At 59.5% G+C, this 17,528-nt stretch carries 16 protein-coding genes; 7 read left to right on the top strand and 9 right to left on the bottom strand.

The window, feature by feature from the left end:
• Positions 1–165: 165 nt before the first annotated feature.
• Positions 166–1,971, bottom strand: coding sequence for an aspartate--tRNA ligase (gene aspS, locus WM42_RS12575; RefSeq protein WP_062038851.1), 1,806 nt, complete (start codon positions 1,969–1,971; stop codon positions 166–168).
• 195 nt (positions 1,972–2,166) lie between these two features.
• On the opposite strand from aspS, the gene ypfJ reads away from it, so the two are divergent.
• The 3 genes from ypfJ to WM42_RS12560 all read left to right on the top strand — a co-directional run bounded on the left by ypfJ (position 2,167) and on the right by WM42_RS12560 (position 4,995).
• Complete coding sequence (gene ypfJ, locus WM42_RS12570) at positions 2,167–3,087, top strand: KPN_02809 family neutral zinc metallopeptidase (protein WP_062039518.1); 921 nt, start codon at positions 2,167–2,169, stop codon at positions 3,085–3,087.
• Between the two features lie 126 nt (positions 3,088–3,213).
• The gene (locus tag WM42_RS12565; RefSeq protein ID WP_062038847.1) at positions 3,214–4,326 is read left to right on the top strand and encodes an LLM class flavin-dependent oxidoreductase; all 1,113 of its coding nucleotides are present in this window, start codon (positions 3,214–3,216) and stop codon (positions 4,324–4,326) included.
• On the top strand, positions 4,327–4,995 hold the full coding sequence (locus WM42_RS12560; RefSeq protein ID WP_062038844.1) for an FMN reductase: 669 nt from the start codon (positions 4,327–4,329) through the stop codon (positions 4,993–4,995).
• A 12-nt stretch (positions 4,996–5,007) separates the two neighbouring features.
• On the opposite strand, the gene WM42_RS12555 is transcribed toward WM42_RS12560, so the two are convergent.
• Positions 5,008–5,190 (bottom strand): YbdD/YjiX family protein, encoded by a 183-nt coding sequence (locus tag WM42_RS12555; RefSeq protein WP_371326209.1) that lies wholly within the window; start codon positions 5,188–5,190, stop codon positions 5,008–5,010.
• A complete protein-coding gene (locus WM42_RS12550; RefSeq protein WP_062038841.1) occupies positions 5,190–7,457 on the bottom strand; it encodes a carbon starvation CstA family protein in 2,268 nt (755 codons plus the stop codon). Before WM42_RS12550 ends, WM42_RS12555 begins: the two co-directional genes overlap by 1 nt.
• A gap of 432 nt (positions 7,458–7,889) precedes the next feature.
• On the opposite strand from WM42_RS12550, the gene WM42_RS12545 reads away from it, so the two are divergent.
• Positions 7,890–9,299 carry an L-serine ammonia-lyase gene (locus WM42_RS12545; protein WP_061922766.1) on the top strand — a complete coding sequence of 470 codons (1,410 nt, stop codon included), beginning with the start codon at positions 7,890–7,892 and terminating at the stop codon, positions 9,297–9,299.
• A gap of 189 nt (positions 9,300–9,488) precedes the next feature.
• Positions 9,489–10,052 carry a TetR/AcrR family transcriptional regulator gene (locus tag WM42_RS12540; RefSeq protein WP_235591273.1) on the top strand — a complete coding sequence of 188 codons (564 nt, stop codon included), beginning with the start codon at positions 9,489–9,491 and terminating at the stop codon, positions 10,050–10,052.
• Here the strand turns inward: WM42_RS12540 and hisS are convergent.
• From hisS to tpx, 3 genes are all read right to left on the bottom strand, one after another.
• A complete protein-coding gene (gene hisS / locus WM42_RS12535; protein WP_062038838.1) occupies positions 10,049–11,329 on the bottom strand; it encodes a histidine--tRNA ligase in 1,281 nt (426 codons plus the stop codon). The genes WM42_RS12540 and hisS overlap by 4 nt on opposite strands.
• Positions 11,330–11,334: 5 nt before the next feature.
• Complete coding sequence (locus WM42_RS12530) at positions 11,335–11,988, bottom strand: MBL fold metallo-hydrolase (protein WP_062038835.1); 654 nt, start codon at positions 11,986–11,988, stop codon at positions 11,335–11,337.
• 78 nt (positions 11,989–12,066) lie between these two features.
• Positions 12,067–12,567, bottom strand: coding sequence for a thiol peroxidase (gene tpx, locus WM42_RS12525; protein WP_062038832.1), 501 nt, complete (start codon positions 12,565–12,567; stop codon positions 12,067–12,069).
• Between the two features lie 153 nt (positions 12,568–12,720).
• Between tpx and WM42_RS12520 the strand changes: the two genes are divergently transcribed.
• Entirely contained in the window at positions 12,721–13,584 is an 864-nt protein-coding gene (locus WM42_RS12520; protein ID WP_062038829.1) for a peptidylprolyl isomerase, read from the top strand.
• 297 nt (positions 13,585–13,881) lie between these two features.
• Complete coding sequence (locus WM42_RS12515) at positions 13,882–14,193, top strand: hypothetical protein (RefSeq protein WP_062038826.1); 312 nt, start codon at positions 13,882–13,884, stop codon at positions 14,191–14,193.
• Between the two features lie 158 nt (positions 14,194–14,351).
• Here the strand turns inward: WM42_RS12515 and WM42_RS12510 are convergent, their stop codons facing one another.
• From WM42_RS12510 to WM42_RS12500, 3 genes are all read right to left on the bottom strand, one after another.
• Positions 14,352–14,531 (bottom strand): hypothetical protein, encoded by a 180-nt coding sequence (locus WM42_RS12510; RefSeq protein WP_062038823.1) that lies wholly within the window; start codon positions 14,529–14,531, stop codon positions 14,352–14,354.
• 126 nt (positions 14,532–14,657) lie between these two features.
• Complete coding sequence (locus tag WM42_RS12505) at positions 14,658–15,242, bottom strand: DUF421 domain-containing protein (protein WP_062038820.1); 585 nt, start codon at positions 15,240–15,242, stop codon at positions 14,658–14,660.
• Positions 15,243–15,341: 99 nt separating this feature from the next.
• Entirely contained in the window at positions 15,342–17,423 is a 2,082-nt protein-coding gene (locus WM42_RS12500) for a bifunctional metallophosphatase/5'-nucleotidase (RefSeq protein ID WP_062038817.1), read from the bottom strand.
• Between the last annotated feature and the right edge of the window lie 105 nt (positions 17,424–17,528).

The raw sequence follows: 17,528 nt of genomic DNA, 5'->3' as shown, positions 1-17,528 counted from the left end.
CAGTAACGCCCGTATTCTCCGTGGTCACTACATCTTCCTTTACTTGATCGCTGAGCTTAATGTCAGCCGCGCTCGCAGCAAAAGCGGGGCACCGCCTCATGCGGTGTGGTGAAACACTTTCCCGCAGCTTCGGCCCTGCCCCGCTTTAAAAGCAAGCTTTAGCGCTTACTTCGCTGCAGCCTTTTCTTCTGACTTCTTTTCCGGCTTGAAGTCGACGCCGGTCTCCTTGCGCTGTGCGGCAGGGATCGGTGCCGGGGCGTCGGTCAGCGGATCGACGCCGCCGCCGGACTTCGGGAAAGCAATGACGTCGCGGATGGAGTCAAAGCCGCCGAGCAGGGACACGATGCGGTCCCAGCCGAATGCGATGCCGCCGTGTGGCGGTGCGCCGTACTGGAATGCGTCGAGCAGGAAGCCGAACTTCTCCTGTGCTTCTTCCTCGCCGATTCCCATGACGTCGAAGACTCGCTTTTGCACATCCTGCTGGTGGATACGGATGGAACCGCCGCCGATCTCGTTGCCGTTGCAGACGATGTCATAAGCGTAAGCGGTAGCCTCGCCCGGGTTCTGGTCGAAGGTGTCGAGGTACTCCGGCTTCGGGGAGGTAAAGGCGTGGTGCACGGCCGTCCACTTGGAGTGGCCCAGGGCAACGTCACCGGATGCGGTGGCGTCGGCAGCCGGCTCGAACAGTGGTGCGTCGACGACCCAGGTAAAGGCCCAGTCGCCTTCCTTGATGAGGTCGAGCTTGCGGGCGATCTCGCCACGGGCTGCGCCGAGCAGAGCGCGGGAGGACTTAGTGTCGCCTGCGGCAAAAAAGATGGCGTCGCCAGGCTTTGCGCCCACGTGAGCGGCGATGCCCTCGCGCTCGGCGTCGGTGATGTTCTTGGCCACCGGGCCGCCCAGGGTGCCATCCTCAGCAATGGTGATGTAGGCAAGGCCCTTAGCGCCGCGCTGCTTTGCCCATTCCTGCCAAGCATCGAACTGGCGGCGCGGCTGGGATGCGCCACCTTCCATGACGACGGCACCGACGTACTCGTTCTGGAATACGCGGAAGGTGGTGTCCTTGAAGAACTCGGTGCACTCGACGATCTTGATGTCAAAGCGCAGGTCCGGCTTATCAGAGCCGTAGTACTTCATCGCATCAGCGTAGGTCATACGCGGGATCGGCGTGGTGATTTCGTAGCCGATGAGCTTCCACAGCTCGGAGACGATCTCCTCGGCTAGTGCGATGACGTCGTCCTGGTCCACGAAGGACATCTCGACGTCGAGCTGGGTGAACTCCGGCTGGCGGTCAGCGCGGAAATCCTCGTCGCGGTAGCAGCGCGCGATCTGGTAGTAGCGCTCCATGCCGGCAACCATGAGCAGCTGCTTGAACAGCTGCGGCGACTGTGGCAGGGCGTACCAGGAGCCTGGCTTCAGGCGTGCTGGGACCAGGAAGTCACGGGCGCCTTCTGGGGTGGAGCGGGTCAGGGTTGGGGTCTCGATCTCGGTGAAATCGTGAGCGTCGAGCACCTTGCGGGCTGCACGATTTGCCGCAGAGCGCAGACGCAGCGCGTCACCCTGGGTCTTACGGCGCAGATCCAGGTAGCGGTACTTCAGGCGCGCTTCCTCGCCGACCTCTCCAGAGGTGGATGGGTCATCGATCTGGAAAGGCAGTGCTGCGGACTTGTTGAGGACCTCGAGCTCGGTGACGTTGACCTCGATCTCGCCGGAAGGCAGGTTCGGGTTCTCGGATCCTTCTGGACGCGGCTCGACGACGCCGGTTACCTTCACGCAGTACTCAGAGCGCAGGTCGTGTGCGTGCTCTGCTACTTCGGATTCGCGGAAGACAACCTGGGCGATGCCGGATCGGTCACGCAGGTCAATGAAGATAACTCCACCGTGGTCGCGACGGCGGGAAACCCAACCGGTGAGAGTAACAGTCTCGCCTGCGATGTCCTTGCGGAGCTCGCCGGCCAAATGAGTGCGCAGCACTAGTGTTCAGTCCCTTCTATTTCGATTTTTTACCCTCTCCCGCCACGCGTAGACAGCACGCGCCGGAGAATGGCAAAACTTGAACGCGCCCAAGTCTACAACCCCGCCTAGTATTTCGTTTCGATGAGGCAGCTACAGAAAGTATCTATATTTTCTGGCGGCACAATGCGCTGGACATATGGCATTATCAATGGCATGACATTTCGTTCGGATGCAGAATTCAACAACACCCGCGCCCGCTCTGGTGGCGGCGGGCGCCGCGGCGGCACCATTGCGGCAGGGGGCGGCCTGGGCACTCTCGTCCTCATCGGTTTGTTCCTGATCATGGGCGGAAACCCATCCGATCTTGATCAGTACTTCGGCACCGAGAATGACCAGGGCCAAATAGCGCAGGAAGAAAACGGCACAGACGCAAACGGCAACCCCACCGGAGAGCTTGCCCACTGCCAGACCGCTGAGGACGGCAACAAGTACGACGACTGCCGCGTCATGTACGCCGCCCAGTCCATCGACCGCGTTTGGGCGGACCAACTTCCAAAGCAGGCCGGGCTGGAATACACCGAACCCGGAATGGTCATCTTTCACGGCGCCACCACGTCCGGCTGCGGCCAAGCATCGGCCGCCACCGGCCCGTTCTACTGCCCGAGTGATCAGACGGCCTATTTCGATACCGCCTTTTTCGATCAACTCACCCAATTCGGCGCCGAGAACGCCCCCCTGACGCAAATGTATATCGTGGCCCACGAGTTTGGTCACCACATTCAAAACCTCGAGGGAACGCTGGGTCTTTCCAATTACAACCAACCGGGCGAGGATTCCAACGCCGTCAAGATTGAGCTGCAGGCAGACTGCTACGCAGGCATCTGGGCAAACTATGCCGATGACAATACGAACATGGGCCTGCAAGAGATTTCGAAGCAGCAGCTCGAGAACGCAGTGACCGCCGCTGCCGCTGTTGGCGATGACAACATCCAGCAGCGCTCCGGCGGCCAGGTCCGCCCCGATCAGTGGACACACGGTTCTTCCGAAATGCGCTCCAAAGCCTTCTTGGCCGGCTACCAATCAGGCGAGATGGCGCGGTGCGACTACCTCGAGCGCAATGCTTATAACGGCTAAACACTTATAGCGCCTAAAGTCTAGGTCCCGCCTAAAAATGACAGGGGTGCGTGGGAATTTCCCACGCACCCCTGTTGTTGACATGTCATATACACTAAAGTTCTAAGCCACACTCAAGGGAGCAGCATGCAATTCGGAATCTTTAGCATCGGCGATGTCACCGCGGACCCAACCAACGGCATCAGCCCCAGCGAGGCCGAGCGCATCCGCAATATGACCGAGATTGCGCTGAAGGCCGAGGAGGTTGGCCTCGACGTCTTTGCCACCGGCGAGCACCACAACCCGCCCTTCGTACCCTCCTCACCGACGACACACCTGGCATATATCGCCGCACAGACAAAGAACCTGCAGCTATCCACCTCCACAACGCTTATCACCACCAATGACCCGGTAAAGATCGCCGAGGACTATGCCTTCCTGCAGCACCTTTCCGGCGGCCGCGTAGATCTCATGATGGGCCGCGGCAACACGGGCCCGGTTTATCCGTGGTTTGGCAAGGATATCCGCGAAGGCATCCCACTGGCGGTGGAGAACTATCACTTGCTGCGCCGGCTGTGGCGCGAGCCGGTGGTTAATTGGACAGGCAAGTACCGAACGCCTCTTCAGGGGTATACGTCTACCCCGGCGCCCCTTGACGGCGTGCCGCCTTTTGTCTGGCACGGCTCCATCCGCTCGGTGCAGATTGCCGAGCAGGCCGCCTTCTACGGCGATGGCTTCTTCCACAACAACATCTTCTGGAACAAGGAGCACACCGCGAAGATGGTGGGCATTTACCGCCGCCGCTTCGAGTCCTACGGTCACAGCCGCGCGGATCAGGCCATCGTGGGCTTGGGCGGCCAGGTCTTCATCGGCGAGACCGAAGCCGAGGCGAAGAAGTTCTTCCGCCCCTACTTCGATAACGCACCGGTGTACGGCCACGGCCCTTCCCTGGAGGAGTTCACCGCGCAGACGCCGCTGACTGTAGGCACGGTGGAGCAGGTCATCGAGCGCACCATGCAGTTTGCCGATTGGGTGGGCGATTACCAGCGCCAGCTTTTCCTCATCGATCACGCGGGCCTGCCGCAGGAGGTGGTGCTGAAACAGATTGAAATCTTGGGCACCCAGGTGGTTCCGGAGCTGCGCCGCCGCATGGAGGCCCGCCGCCCGGAGCATGTGCCTTCAAATCCGCCTACCCACGCAAGTCTGAAGGCCAACCCCGCCGCACCCCATTTCAAGGTCAACCCCGGAGAGGAGAACTAGATGCGTTCACTGGTCGTTGTTACCGCAGGGCTATCCACGCCGTCATCAACGCGCGCGCTTGCCGACGCCCTCTCCCAGGCCGTGTGCTCCCAGGTCGGCGCCCGAGGCGAAGGCGTGGAGACCACCATGATTGAACTCCGTGAGCTTGCCACCGAGCTCGCCGAGGCCATGACGAACTGGGGCTCCACCACTCCCCGCCTAGATGAGGCAAAGCGCGCACTATCGACGGCGAGCGCACTGATTGCGGTGACCCCGATTTTCCAGGGCAGCTACTCGGGCCTTTTCAAGCTCTTCTTCGACACACTCGATCCGCACGCCTTGGAGCACCTGCCCACAGCGATTGCAGCCACGGGCGGGTCTTCGCGGCATGCGTTGGTGCTCGACTATGCATTGCGTCCGCTGTTTAACTACCTGCATGCCACAGTGATCCCCACCGGCGTCTTCCAAGCCACCGAAGACTTCGGCACCGCAGAAGGTACACGCAACGCCCAGCGCATCGAGCGCGCGGCCAAGGAGCTTGCCGATCTCATCGTGGCTCCCACCGACCGCGTCGCAGGACTAGCCGCCCCGAACTTGGCAGAGCCTTCCCCACGTCCCACCGGATTGGACGTGGAAGAAGAGTTCACGCCGTTTAGCGCGCTGCTGAAAGGCCACGACGGCACCGCCTAGCCACAGCGTCATCTAGCAGCACCGCGCACCGGGGTTGGCATCCTGCTCGGCGTAGCGGGCACGCCAATATTCGCGCTCGGTTGGAATCACGGCGTCGGGATGATGCGCTTTAAGGTGAGCGCAGTACTTCGCGTAGGCGTGATCGCCCATGAGCTCGCCGACGTACCAGGTGATTTTCTTGAGCGCGCTAATCACTAATGCCCTCCAGTTTCTTCGAAGCTCATGTTGTACTGCGCGGCTACTTCCTTCTCCCGCTTGGTCGGCATCATTCCACGAGGCAGGAACAGCGTGGACGGGATGTCCTCGGTCTCCGAATCCACTGGCTCGATACCGGCTACGCGCTGCTTGACCGCCTTGATACACGACATCACTGCCGCACCAATAACGGCTAGGACAAGCACGGCGAAGAGGATAGATAGACAGCCTTGGATGAAGGTATTACGCACCACTGCGTCAATTTCTTCGACGGACTTTGCAGACCCGAACTCGCTAAGCCCCTGAGCCGCGGCGTCTTTGAAACGCGCGTGGTTAGCCCAATAGCCGATGGTCGGATCGGAGCTGAAGATCTTCTGCCAGGACGCGGTCATGGTCACGATGAGGTCCCAGGCCAGCGGGATAAGCGGAATCCAGACCCACTTATAAAGACCCTTCTTGACCACCACGACCACGACGAGTGCGAGCGCCATCGCAGCTAACAGCTGGTTCGCGATGCCGAAGAGCGGGAAGAGCACGTTGATGCCGCCTAGCGGATCGGTAACGCCCATGATGAGAATGGCGCCCCACAGCGCACAGACGATGAAAGTGGAAAGGTAGGTCCCGAGCTTCCAGCTTTGGTCGCGGAACTTGCCCAGGCCCGGGATGCCTCCCAAGGAGTCGGACATCATAAAGCGTGCCACGCGGGTGCCAGCGTCCACCGTGGTGAGGATAAACAGCGCCTCGAACATGATGGCAAAGTGGTACCAGAAAGCCTGCATGGCTGGATTGCCCAGCATCTGCGTCATGATTTCGGACATGCCATAAGCCAGCGTTGGCGCGCCGCCGGTGCGGGAAACGATGGACTCCTCGCCCACTGCCTGGGCTGCGGCGGTTAGCTGCTCGGCGGTGATGCCAGCGCCGGGCAGGTTGAGGGTGCCTACGAAGTCGGCCGCACCTTCCGCAGTGCCCTGTGTCTTCGGCGCTGGAGAGTTCATGGCGAAGTACATGTGGCGGTCAATGATGACCGCGGAGATAAGCGCCATGACCGCGACGAAGGACTCCATGATCATGCCGCCGTAACCGATGGCACGCATGTGGGATTCCTTCTCAATGAGCTTTGGCGTGGTACCCGAGGAGATCAGCGCGTGGAAGCCAGAAAGTGCGCCGCACGCAATGGTGATAAACAGGAACGGAAAGAGGTTGCCGGAGAAGACTGGGCCATTTCCGTCCGTGGCGAAGCTGGTCACTGCCGGCATGTGCACGGACGGGCGCTCAATCACGATGGCGATGGCAAGCAGCGCGATGACGCCAATCTTCATGAAGGTAGACAGGTAGTCACGCGGGGCAAGCAGCAGCCAGACCGGCAGGATAGCTGCCACGATGCCATAGCCAATGATGGCAAAGGCTAAGGTCTCCTTGGACCAGGTAAACATGCTGGCACCGAGCTCAGTATCGGAGACCCAACCGCCGCCGATGATGGCGGCAAGCAGCAGGATGACGCCAATGACGGAGACCTCAGAGACCTTGCCAGGGCGGATGTAGCGCAGGTAGAGGCCCATGAACAAAGCGATGGGGATGGTCATCGTGATGGAGAAGACGCCCCACGGCGAATCCGCCAAAGCGTTGACCACGATGAGCGCCAGCACTGCGATGATGATGATCATGATGGCGACGGTGGCGATGATGCCCGCGATGCCTCCAATTTTACCCATCTCATCGTTGATCATTTGGCCCAGCGAGCGGCCCTTGCGCCGCGTGGAAACCCACAACACCAGGTAATCCTGTACCGCGCCCGCAAAGACGACGCCGAGGACGATCCATAGTGTGCCCGGGAGATAGCCCATCTGCGCCGCCATGACCGGGCCGACCAGCGGGCCCGCGCCGGCAATAGCGGCGAAGTGATGGCCAAAGAGCACGCGGCGATCGGTAGGCAGGAAGTCCTTACCGTCATTGGCGTACTCGGCAGGAGTCGCACGACTATTGCGCGGCTTTACCACCTTGTACTCAATAAGGCGAGCGTACAGGGTATATCCGATAATGTAGGAGCCAACGGCGGCCAGGACCAACCACACGGAGTTGATGGTCTCACCGCGGTGGAGAGCGAGCACTCCCCAACCGGCAGCCGCAGCGATAGCGGCAATCAAAATGACGATCTTCTCAACGTTGCCGATGACCTTTTCCGGCTTTACGTCGATGGGCTGTGCCTGGCCGTCGACTTCAACAAATTCGATGTCGGACCGCGGTTCGGGTCCGGTCTTGATACTCACGATAATCTCCCGAGGAATCAGACAGAGCAGATGAAAGAACTTTTATCCAGCCACAGTTGTTAGGCACGCTGAATTGCTTAACTATTGTGAACCGAGATACTAATCAGTATTCATTGTGTGCAAAGGTCACACAATAAAATTCAATAATTTCTATCGGCTTATCCCCAAAAATCGCTTGACCTTGGTCACACCCACCCCGAGGGGTTAACAACGCTGCCTCCACGTAGTGAACTACTGCCAAAGCGGTAACATGGAGAAACTGTATGCGAGGCCTTCCGGAAAAAGTCCTCGTCACAGAGAATTTCGGCCGCAGCAAGATCGCAATTAACACGGGTTTAGCCACAGCCTGCCCCCTAGAAATACTCCCCCCACCTACCCCCAATTTAATTTCCAAACTCACAAAGCAAACTCACAAAGGAGGCACCGCCCAGCATGGCAATCAGCGTCACCGACATTTTCTCCATCGGCATTGGCCCATCTTCCTCGCACACCGTCGGCCCAATGCGCGCGGCCCTTGCGTTCCTGAAAACGCTGCCGGAGCATCCAGCCAAGGTGCACACCGAGCTGCGGGGCTCGCTTTCGCTGACTGGCCGCGGCCACGGCACCGACCGCGCGGTGATTCTGGGCTTGGCCGGCTGGGATCCGCTGACCGTCCCGGTTGATGCTGAACCGCGTTCCGATCAGCCCATTCCGAGCAAAGGCATGACCGACGGCCCGCTGGGCGCGATGGAATATTCCATCGAGTTCAACAACGAGCCGGTCCCCGAGCACCCGAATTGCCTCATCTTCGATGCCTGGGATGCAGAGGGCAACCTACTGGCCGAGCACGCCGAGTACTTCTCCGTCGGCGGCGGATTCATTCTCTCCCGCGCGGAACTCGACGCCGAGGTCGCAGCCTCCGCCGAGGTACCTGCCGGCATGGCAGCGGCCGAATCCACCGACGATGTTCCTTACCCATTCACCACGGGCGAGCAATTGCTGGCGCTGTGCGAAAAGCACGATTTGAAGATCTGGGAGATTGTCGCCGCCAACCAGGAAGCGCTCCATAAAGAAGACGGCGGCCTCGAATACGTCTACGCGCACCTGGATTTGGTGTGGGACATCATGCGCGAGTGCGTCACCGACGGCATCTCTACCTCCGGCATCTTGCCGGGCGGCCTGCAGGTCCCACGCCGCGCGCCGGGCATGTACAAGCAGCTAATGGAGGGCCACGACGATAAGACCTGCGGTTTTTCCGCTATGGAGTGGGTCAACCTGTTTGCGCTCGCCGTCAACGAGCAAAATGCCGCCGGTGGCCGCGTCATCACGGCCCCAACGAACGGCGCCTGCGGCATCATCCCAGCGGTGTTGCACTATGCCCGTGACTTCAAGCCGAACTTCACCCGCGATTCCGCCCGCCGCTACTTGCTTACCGCGGGTGCCATCGGCATGATCATCAAGCACAACGCCTCGATTTCGGGCGCCGAGGTGGGCTGTCAAGGCGAGGTAGGCTCGGCGTCGTCAATGGCGGCGGCCGGCATGGCTGAACTGCTAGGCGCAACGCCGGCGCAGATCGAAAATGCAGCCGAGATTGCGCTGGAACACAACCTCGGCCTTACCTGCGACCCAGTCGGCGGCCTCGTGCAGATTCCGTGCATCGAGCGCAACGCCATCGGCGCGGTCAAGTCCATCAACGCCGCGCGCCTGGCGCGCATGGGCCAAGGCACGCACCACGTTTCTCTCGACGCCGCCGTGCAGACGATGGCCGATACCGGCCGCGACATGCTGGCGAAGTACAAGGAGACCTCCATTGGTGGCCTCGCAAAGACCCTAGGCTTCGCCGTCACGCAGGTGGAGTGCTAATGCAAAAAGGCTTGCGTGGCAAAAGGTAGTCTTATCGCTAACGCACAGACCCTAACCTAGAAAGCGATATCTACCTCCATGCGAGCCGATGCATTACGCCGCCGAATAGCCATCATCGAGGCGGCATGCGCCATGTTTAAACGCCATGGCAACTCGGTCTCCCTTGAAAAGATTGCCTAGGAAGCAGGCGTGGGCGTCGCCACGCTCTACCGCAACTTCCCGGACCGTGAAGGGTTGATTCACGCGTGCGCGGAACACATGAGCGACGATTTTCTGGTCTTCCAAAATCGCTTGATTAAAGGCTTCGAATCCGATCCTTCGGACGCGGAAAACTTCGTCCTGGACTATGCTCTCAAGCTCACGGAAATGGGTTTGACCAGCCTCATCCCTTCCTTCGTGCCGGAGGACTTAGATACCCTGCCGGAGGATTTGCAATTGAAGCGCGACGCGTTGCAGGAAAACGGCGAAAGGTTCATCGAGCTCGGAAAGCAGCACGACGTAATTGGCCCAGGCGTGGGGCACCTCGACTTCGTGGTGGGAATCTTAACGCTGGTGCGCCCCAGGAAGGTGCACGTGGAGAACTACGTGCCCGATATCCAAAACGTATGCTGCGCATCTACTTGGCAGGCATCAAAAGCGGCATGGCGAACGCATAGTAGCAAAACAAAAGGCGCCTTCACTCCCCAACCGATATGTGGGAAGGAAGGCGCCTTTGGCATCTCAGCGAGATGCCCTTTAACGTCGTTGGCTTAATTCAGCTGGCTGCGCAGGTGCTCAACGAGCGCGTCAATGGCGACGTCGCTTTGCTCATGCGCGGCAAGGTCCTTGACGGCGACAACGCCGTTTTCGAGCTCCTGCTCGCCCAGGACAAGCGCGAAGCGAGCGCCGGCACGGTCCGCGCCCTTCATCGCCCCCTTGAGGCCGCGGTCGCCGAAGGACATGTCAGCGGAGATGCCGGCGTTGCGCAGGTCGTTGACGATGCCTGCCATACGGCGCTTAGCATCGGCGCCCAGTGCCACGCCAAAGACCTCAACGCGCTGGTCGACGCCGTCGAGCTGGATGCCCTCAGCCTCCAGAGCCAAGATGGTGCGGTCGACGCCGAGGCCGTAGCCGATGCCGGAAAGCTCCTGGCCTCCCAGCTGAGACATCAGGCCGTCGTAGCGGCCGCCTCCACCGATGCCGGACTGCGCGCCGAGCAACGGGTGCACGAACTCGAAACAGGTCTTGGTGTAGTAATCCAAGCCGCGGACCATGCGCGGATTGATGGTGTACTCGATGCCCATGTCATCGAGCAGGCCGGTGACCGTCTCGAAATGCTCACGGCACTCGTCGTTTAGGTGATCGAGCATCAGCGGGGCGTCGGCAAGCTGCTCCTGGACCTCAGAACGCTTGTCATCGAGGACACGCAGCGGGTTGATCTCCGCACGCTTGCGGGTTTCCTCATCTAAGTCGAGCTTGAACAAGAACTCCTGCAGCTTCTCGCGGTAAGCCGGGCGACAGTTCTGGTCACCCAAGCTGGTCAGCTCGAGACGGAATTGGCTCAGCCCGAGGGAACGGAAGGAGCGATCTGCCAGGGCGATGACCTCGGCGTCGAGCGCGGGATCGTCAACGCCGATGGCCTCGACACCGACCTGCTGAAGCTGGCGGTAGCGGCCAGCCTGCGGGCGCTCGTAACGGAAGAAAGGTCCGAAGTAGTTGAGCTTGACCGGCAGCTGGCCGCGGTCAAGGTTGTGCTCAATGACAGAACGCATAACGCCTGCGGTGCCTTCTGGGCGCAGGGTTACCGATCGGTCGCCGCGGTCTGCGAAGGTGTACATCTCCTTGGAGACCACATCGGTGGATTCACCAACACCACGCGCGAAAAGCGTGGTGTCTTCGAAGATCGGAAGCTCGATGTGCTGGAAGCCGGAGAGATGAGCCTGATGGACCAGGTTCTCACGCACCTTGTAGAAGGTCGCCGATTGCGGCGGAATGTAGTCCGGGACTCCTTTGGGAGCGGACAGGGCCTTAAACTGCTTCTTATCACTCACGCGTATCAGAGTACATCCCGTAGCGTGGCCAAGAATGGATTAGTTGCCCTTTCGGCGCCCATCGTGGTGGTTGCGCCGTGTCCGGGCAGGACAGCGAGCTTGTCATCGAGCCTCCAGACAGGCCCGGCAAGCGAGAGCTGCATCGCGCTTGGGTCAGAGTGCTCGAGGTCGGTGCGCCCGATAGAGCCTTTAAAGAGGACGTCGCCGGCAAGCACGAATTCCTCGGCAATAATAAGGACGGAGCCCGGCGAATGACCCGGGGCATGCTCGATGCGGAACTCGTAGCCGATGAGTTCCAAGGTCTTGCCGCCGTGGAGCTCGCGAAGATCGTCGATGGCGAGCATATTCGCGGCGTCGAAAAGCAGCTGCGATTCCGGTGAGACCCCGGAACCGTCAACAAGCATGAACGCGTCCTTGGGGTGGATGTACACCGGAAGGTTGAGCTGCTTGGCAAGGTCACCTGCCTCGCGGGTGTGGTCGAGGTGGCCATGGGTCAAGACGATAGCTTCGAAGTTAAGGCCATGCTCTTTACCCAAGTCGAGAACACGTTGCATCGCGTGCATGCCTGGGTCAACCACGAAAGCGCGGGAGCCATTGGCCACCACATAGGTATTGGTCTTGTAGGGCCCAGCTGCGAAACCTAAAACGCTCAAAGTCATAAAACGCAGTCTAGCGCCCGCCCCCAATGCAGTGGGGCCAGGCGCTAGATGAGATTTAGTGAGCTTTTACTCGCTGATTTACTTGCTCAATGCCTCGATCACAGCGTCGTAGTTCGGCTCGGTGGTGACTTCATCGACGAGCTCGGTGTAGATGACCTTGTGCTCTTCATCGGTGACAACAACGGAGCGAGCCAGCAGGCCCTTCAGCGGGGAGCCCTGCAGGGTAATGCCCAGCTTCTCGCCGAAGTCAGAGCGGAAGTCAGAAGCGCTAACGACGTTCTCAATGCCCTCTGCTGCACAGAAGCGCTCCTGCGCGAATGGCAGGTCACGGGACACGGACAACACAACGGTGTTGTCTAGGCCGGCAGCCTTCTCGTTGAAGGAACGCAGCTGCGCTGCACACACGCCGGTGTCTACGGACGGGAACAAGGAGATAACCAGGCGCTTGCCCTCGAAGTCCTGGTTGGTTACCTCGGAAAGATCGGTGCCGACGAGCGTGAACTCTGGCAGCTTCTGCCCTACCTCAGGTAGGTTTCCGGCGATTTCGGTTTCGTTTCCATTGAATTTAACGTGAGCCATGGCGCCCCACCCTACTGAAGGATTGCCTGGCGTGCCACGATGGGCAAATACGATCCGTTGGGCCAGACGGGCTAGACTCTGTCAGGTATAGCTCGAGCCCACTGGCTTAGAAGCTAGCGTTTAACTCGAAATCCATCGCCAAAGGACCATTAAATGCCCAACAACAAACAGCGTGGCGAAGAAGCGCTAAACCAGCTCGACCGTGAGCTTAAGGCCCGTGACCGCAAGGAAAAGACCCGCCCTCTGGGCGTTGTCGCGGCCTCGCTCGTAGTTATCCTCGCCTTGGTCGGCGGCATCTACTTCTTCGCCACCCGCGATAATTCCGATGAGAAGGTCGTGGCCGAAGAATCCAGCGCCGCAGAGACCACTGCTCAGGACACCCCGGATGCCAAGCCACTGTCCGGCAAGCGTGCTGAGGCACTGCCTGCGAGCGTGCAGTGCACCTACGAAAAGGACGGCCGGGATGCCAACGGGGCGAAGGTTCCGGACGGCAAGGATGTCTCCACCAAGGGAACGGTGAAGGTTAACTTTGCTACCAACAAGGGCGACATCGAAATGGAGCTCGACCGTGCTAAAGCTCCGTGTGCCGTCAACGCAATTTCGGACCTGGCGGATCAGGGCTACTACGACGACACCATCTGCCACCGCATGACCTCCGGCGGCTTGAGCGTCCTGCAGTGCGGTGACCCAACCGGCACCGGCTCCGGCGGCCCTGGCTTTAGCTTCGCCAACGAATACCCAACCGACGAGACTGATGAAGCTGACACCAAGAACCCGGTGACCTACCCGAAAGGCTCCATCGCCATGGCCAACTCCGGCGTGGACACCAACGGCTCCCAGTTCTTCGTCAACTACGCCGACTCCATGCTCACGCCTGAGTACACCTACTTTGGCGACCTGACCGACAAGGGCCAGGAGACCATGGACAAGATCGCCAAGATCGGCGTCGAAGGCGGTGCCTCCGACGGTAAGCCGGCTGAGGAAATCAAGATCAAGAAGGCGTCTGTCGAAGCCTAAGCGCCGACAAATAGATGTCCTTTCGTCTCCCCCTGGGCACCCCTGATGGGTATGCCCAGGGGGCTTCGTCTTACATGCACCATTTTCAGAGTTAGCTGAGATTTTCTTATGCTTGCGCAGGCCTTTTCACAAAGTAGGCTCAATCATCTAGTGCATTTTTCCTATTTCTCCTGCACACAACAATCCTCCAGATACTTCACAGGATGAACTTTTTCGCTTTATCGGTTGCATATCTTCAGGGCCGGAACTAACATTCGTGGGGTCTTTGAAATTCCCAAACTCCTAAGGATTGAACACATGAAGTTCTTCTCCCGTAAGGCACTGGTTGCAGCAGCTGCAGCCGCTACCATCTCCTTCGGCGGCGCTGGCGCTGCTATGGCCCAGACCGCTGACGAGGCTCCGGTTGAGGCTACCGTTTACGCGAACACCAACACCGACAACAACAAGAACGACGACAACAAGGACGACGCTAAGGAGAACAAGGGTTCCTCCTCCTTCGACAAAGACCAGGCAGACGAGGTAAAGGCTTGGATCGGCGTTGCAACCGCAGTCATCTCCGCTCTCGGCGCACTGTTTGGCTTCATCAACAAATACTTCAAGATCTTCTAATTTCGATCCGAAGATCTAGAACAACCGCTCACCATTTGGTGGGCGGTTTTCTTGCGTCTGGTCCATCTTTTCGCCGCATAAGCGGGCGACACTGGCCGACCGTAGCATACAGACTCGCTGGTTAACACCAAAGAAGAACTTTGGTTGCCTACCAACTACTAACGCACGATGCGTCGAATGCCGAACACACCAAGCGCTTTCTCCCACCATGGACGTTTGCGTGCTTCATCCAAGCACTTCATGTATTCCTCCATGAAGAAATGTGCTTTCTTTAGTGCTTCGAACTCTTTATCGGACATAGGCTGTTCGTTGTGCGCTTGCTCGCCAGGAACCGTCATTACACGTGCATCCTTTCAGTAGTGGCTATAACCTTCGGCCGCCGCTACGCCTTCAGGCTACTGTCAAAACTCGTCTGTCAGCCACATTACTCAGTCAACGGACACCGTATTCAGCCAAGACCGCAGCTACTTCTCCCCTTTTTCCTCGTCCATGCCCTCGATGAGCTCAGCGCCGAGGATGTCGCGGAAGAGGTCCGGGTCGACGAATTGGCCGATTTTGATGACGGAAATTTGGCCGGTGGGTTCGAGGATCATCATCTGAATGTCGCCGCGGCGGCCGAGTCCGGCTTTGCGGGTTGCGGAATTTACGTCGCTGACGGTGATGTGGGCAAAGTGCATGTTGTCTTCGAGCAGCTCGCCGTTATAGACCAACAGCACGGGACGGCGGTCTAGGTAGCGGGACCAGCCGATGTAGCGGCGGATGGTGCCGAAGGCAGCCTCTAAAACCATGAGCGTTAGAAGGCCGATGACGCCGGCGGCAAGGGTAGGTGGATTACCCACGATGACACGGCCGGCCACGGCACCGAACATAATGATGATGACCGCATCGGAGGCAGTCATCGACGTCAGCACGCGGGTGCCAAAGAGCTTGACCAGAATCATAAAGGCCAAGTAGATACCGATGGTGGCAAGTAAGACCACGGGGATTCGGTGTGGCTCAATGCCTAATTGATATACCGACTCACGCCCGATCAAATCCACAATATCCACGTCAAACTACTCTACTACCACGCTTTTCCTTCACGGAGCTTGGATAGACAAAGGCACCGTGGAGAAGATTCCACGGTGCCTTGCTTTAGACTGCAGTGCTTATATGTTGAACTGCTTGCGCAGGTTCTCAATGAAAGCACGCACCGGCGCCGGCAGCATGTGCATGTTCATGCCCACCACACCGATGATGCCCACGATGGCAGCGATGACGCCCGCGGCAATGCCCAGGCCCTTGGAAGAACCGGAGTCCAGGGAGGACAGGGAGCTCAGCGAGGAGCTGTCGGTAGTATCGCCCTTGCCCGGCTCGTCGCTGCAGGTGGCGTCGTCAAGCGGCAGCGTTGCCTCAGTGCCAGCGTCGGTGGTGATTTCGAGCGGGGTATCGCAAGTGAAGTCCGCCGGCACGTTAAGCTTCAGCGTCGCGCGGCCGCGCTCACCGAACTGGTCGTCACCGTCCTGCTTCGCGTTGTCGATATCCGCAGTGGCGGTCTCATCCCCCAGCTTGACCGTGGCGGTCTTTGCCATCGGCTCGCCCTCAGAGGTGTAGTTGAGGGAGGACAGCTCCACGGTGATCTCATTGCCCGGCTTAACCTCGCCGGTGATGTGAGCGCCAATCTGGCCCTGACCCTCACGAGCGGCTGGCTTGCCAGCCTTGATGTAATCAATCATGGCCTGAGTGTCCATGTAGCCCAAGTCCACAACATCCTTGATGGCGCCCTCAGCGAAGTAGCCGTCGCCGCCGCCGATGAGGAAGGTGGACAGCGCGATGGTGTAGTCCTTGCTCGGGTCGACCTGCTCACCGTCGATGGTCACGGACTTAATGCGGCTACCGTGCTCACCGGTCTGGTCATAAACCACTTGCACGTTATCGGAAAGGCCCATGGCCAGGCGCGGACGAGATGCGCCTTCCTGCCACTGGTTCTCCAGAGCCTTGATGAGGTCAGCGCCGGAAACCTTGCCGTAAGCCACGGCGTTGCCGAATGGCTGCACCGTGAAGACATCCTTGTAGGTGACCTCGCCTGCAGGCAGGTCCGCGCGCACACCACCGGCGTTCATGACGCCCAGGTCGATCTCCTTGCCCACGGCCTTCGCCACAGATTTGCGCTGTGCCTGCGCGATGAAGTTGTTCAGGGTGGATTCCACGCCGCGGTTGGAGCCCGAACCCTTGCCCTCATCGGAGCCACGGAAGAGCGCCTCTGGCATGGTGCCCACGACGTCAGCACCGAGCTCCTCCGCCTTGGCCGCAGCTTCATCGACGATCGCGGCGATTTCGGCATCCTCGCTAAGCGAAGCCGCGTCCGTCGCGTCGTACTGCTTCATTTTGATGTCGGTGACCTTCTTCGCCTTGGTGTCGAAGGTGATATCCAGGTCGTTGAGCAGCTTGCCGTACTCGTGGCCCTGCGCCCACTGCAGCGGCAGGGCGCCCTCGCGGGCGACCTCGCCCTGGGTCTTCACGTGGGTATCGCCGCCGAAGAGCGCATCAACGTCGGTGCTGAATCCGTCGGCGAACTGCTGGGCGTCCTCGTGGAAGAGCGCGATGACGACGTCAGCCTCGCCGGATTCCTTCAGGTGCTTTGCCTCTTTATTGGTGGCCTCAACTGGGTCGGTGAAGGTCACGCCTGGAATCATTGCCGGGGCAACCTTGAACTCGGTGTTCTGGGTAACGGTGCCAACAAAACCCACCTTGACGCCGCCGATTTCCTGGACGATGGAAGCATCGAGAATCGGCTTGCCATTCTGCAGGACGTTTGCGCCCAGGATCGGGAATTCGGAGTGCGGCTGGATACGGTCCCGCAAGTCATCGACGCCCTTATCAAACTCGTGGTTGCCCACTGCGGTAGCATCGAGGCCCATCGCGTTGAGAACGTCCATGGTGTATTCATCCTCAGAGATGGCGGAGATATATGCAGAACCGCCCACGTTATCGCCAGAGGAAGTCAGCGCATATTCTTGGCCTTCGTTGACCTTCTTAATCAGCGACTGCAGCAGAGCCGCGCCCATCTCATCGCCGGGCTTTACGGTCTTGTCCTTGGGCAGGCCATTTTCCAAATGACCGTGGATGTCAGTGATGTTGCTGACGGAGATAGTCACGGTGTTGTCCTGCGCGAAGGCAGGGGCTCCGCTGAGAGCGACGGCAGTAACGGTAGAGGCAGCGAGCAGCTGGCCAAAGCGACGAAATTTCACGAGTTCTCCTGTTTCATGAGAGAGGTACGAACGTCTTGTTTATAGTCGCTTTAAGGCACCTTCGCAGCCCACATAAATGCTTTTACCTGGCGTTTTACCGGGCAT

This window comes from Corynebacterium simulans (assembly GCF_001586215.1).
Classification (GTDB): domain Bacteria; phylum Actinomycetota; class Actinomycetes; order Mycobacteriales; family Mycobacteriaceae; genus Corynebacterium; species Corynebacterium simulans.
Note: the sequence above shows the minus strand (reverse complement) of the source record. Positions and strands in the feature narration are given on the sequence as shown.

Coding starts and splice junctions, on each gene's coding strand:
- ypfJ (WP_062039518.1), top strand. CDS start 2,167: ATGACATTTCGTTCGGATGCAGAATTCAACAACACCCGCGCCCGCTCT.
- WM42_RS12565 (WP_062038847.1), top strand. CDS start 3,214: ATGCAATTCGGAATCTTTAGCATCGGCGATGTCACCGCGGACCCAACC.
- WM42_RS12560 (WP_062038844.1), top strand. CDS start 4,327: ATGCGTTCACTGGTCGTTGTTACCGCAGGGCTATCCACGCCGTCATCA.
- WM42_RS12545 (WP_061922766.1), top strand. CDS start 7,890: ATGGCAATCAGCGTCACCGACATTTTCTCCATCGGCATTGGCCCATCT.
- WM42_RS12530 (WP_062038835.1), bottom strand. CDS start 11,988: ATGACTTTGAGCGTTTTAGGTTTCGCAGCTGGGCCCTACAAGACCAAT.
- tpx (WP_062038832.1), bottom strand. CDS start 12,567: ATGGCTCACGTTAAATTCAATGGAAACGAAACCGAAATCGCCGGAAAC.
- WM42_RS12520 (WP_062038829.1), top strand. CDS start 12,721: ATGCCCAACAACAAACAGCGTGGCGAAGAAGCGCTAAACCAGCTCGAC.
- WM42_RS12515 (WP_062038826.1), top strand. CDS start 13,882: ATGAAGTTCTTCTCCCGTAAGGCACTGGTTGCAGCAGCTGCAGCCGCT.
- WM42_RS12510 (WP_062038823.1), bottom strand. CDS start 14,531: ATGACGGTTCCTGGCGAGCAAGCGCACAACGAACAGCCTATGTCCGAT.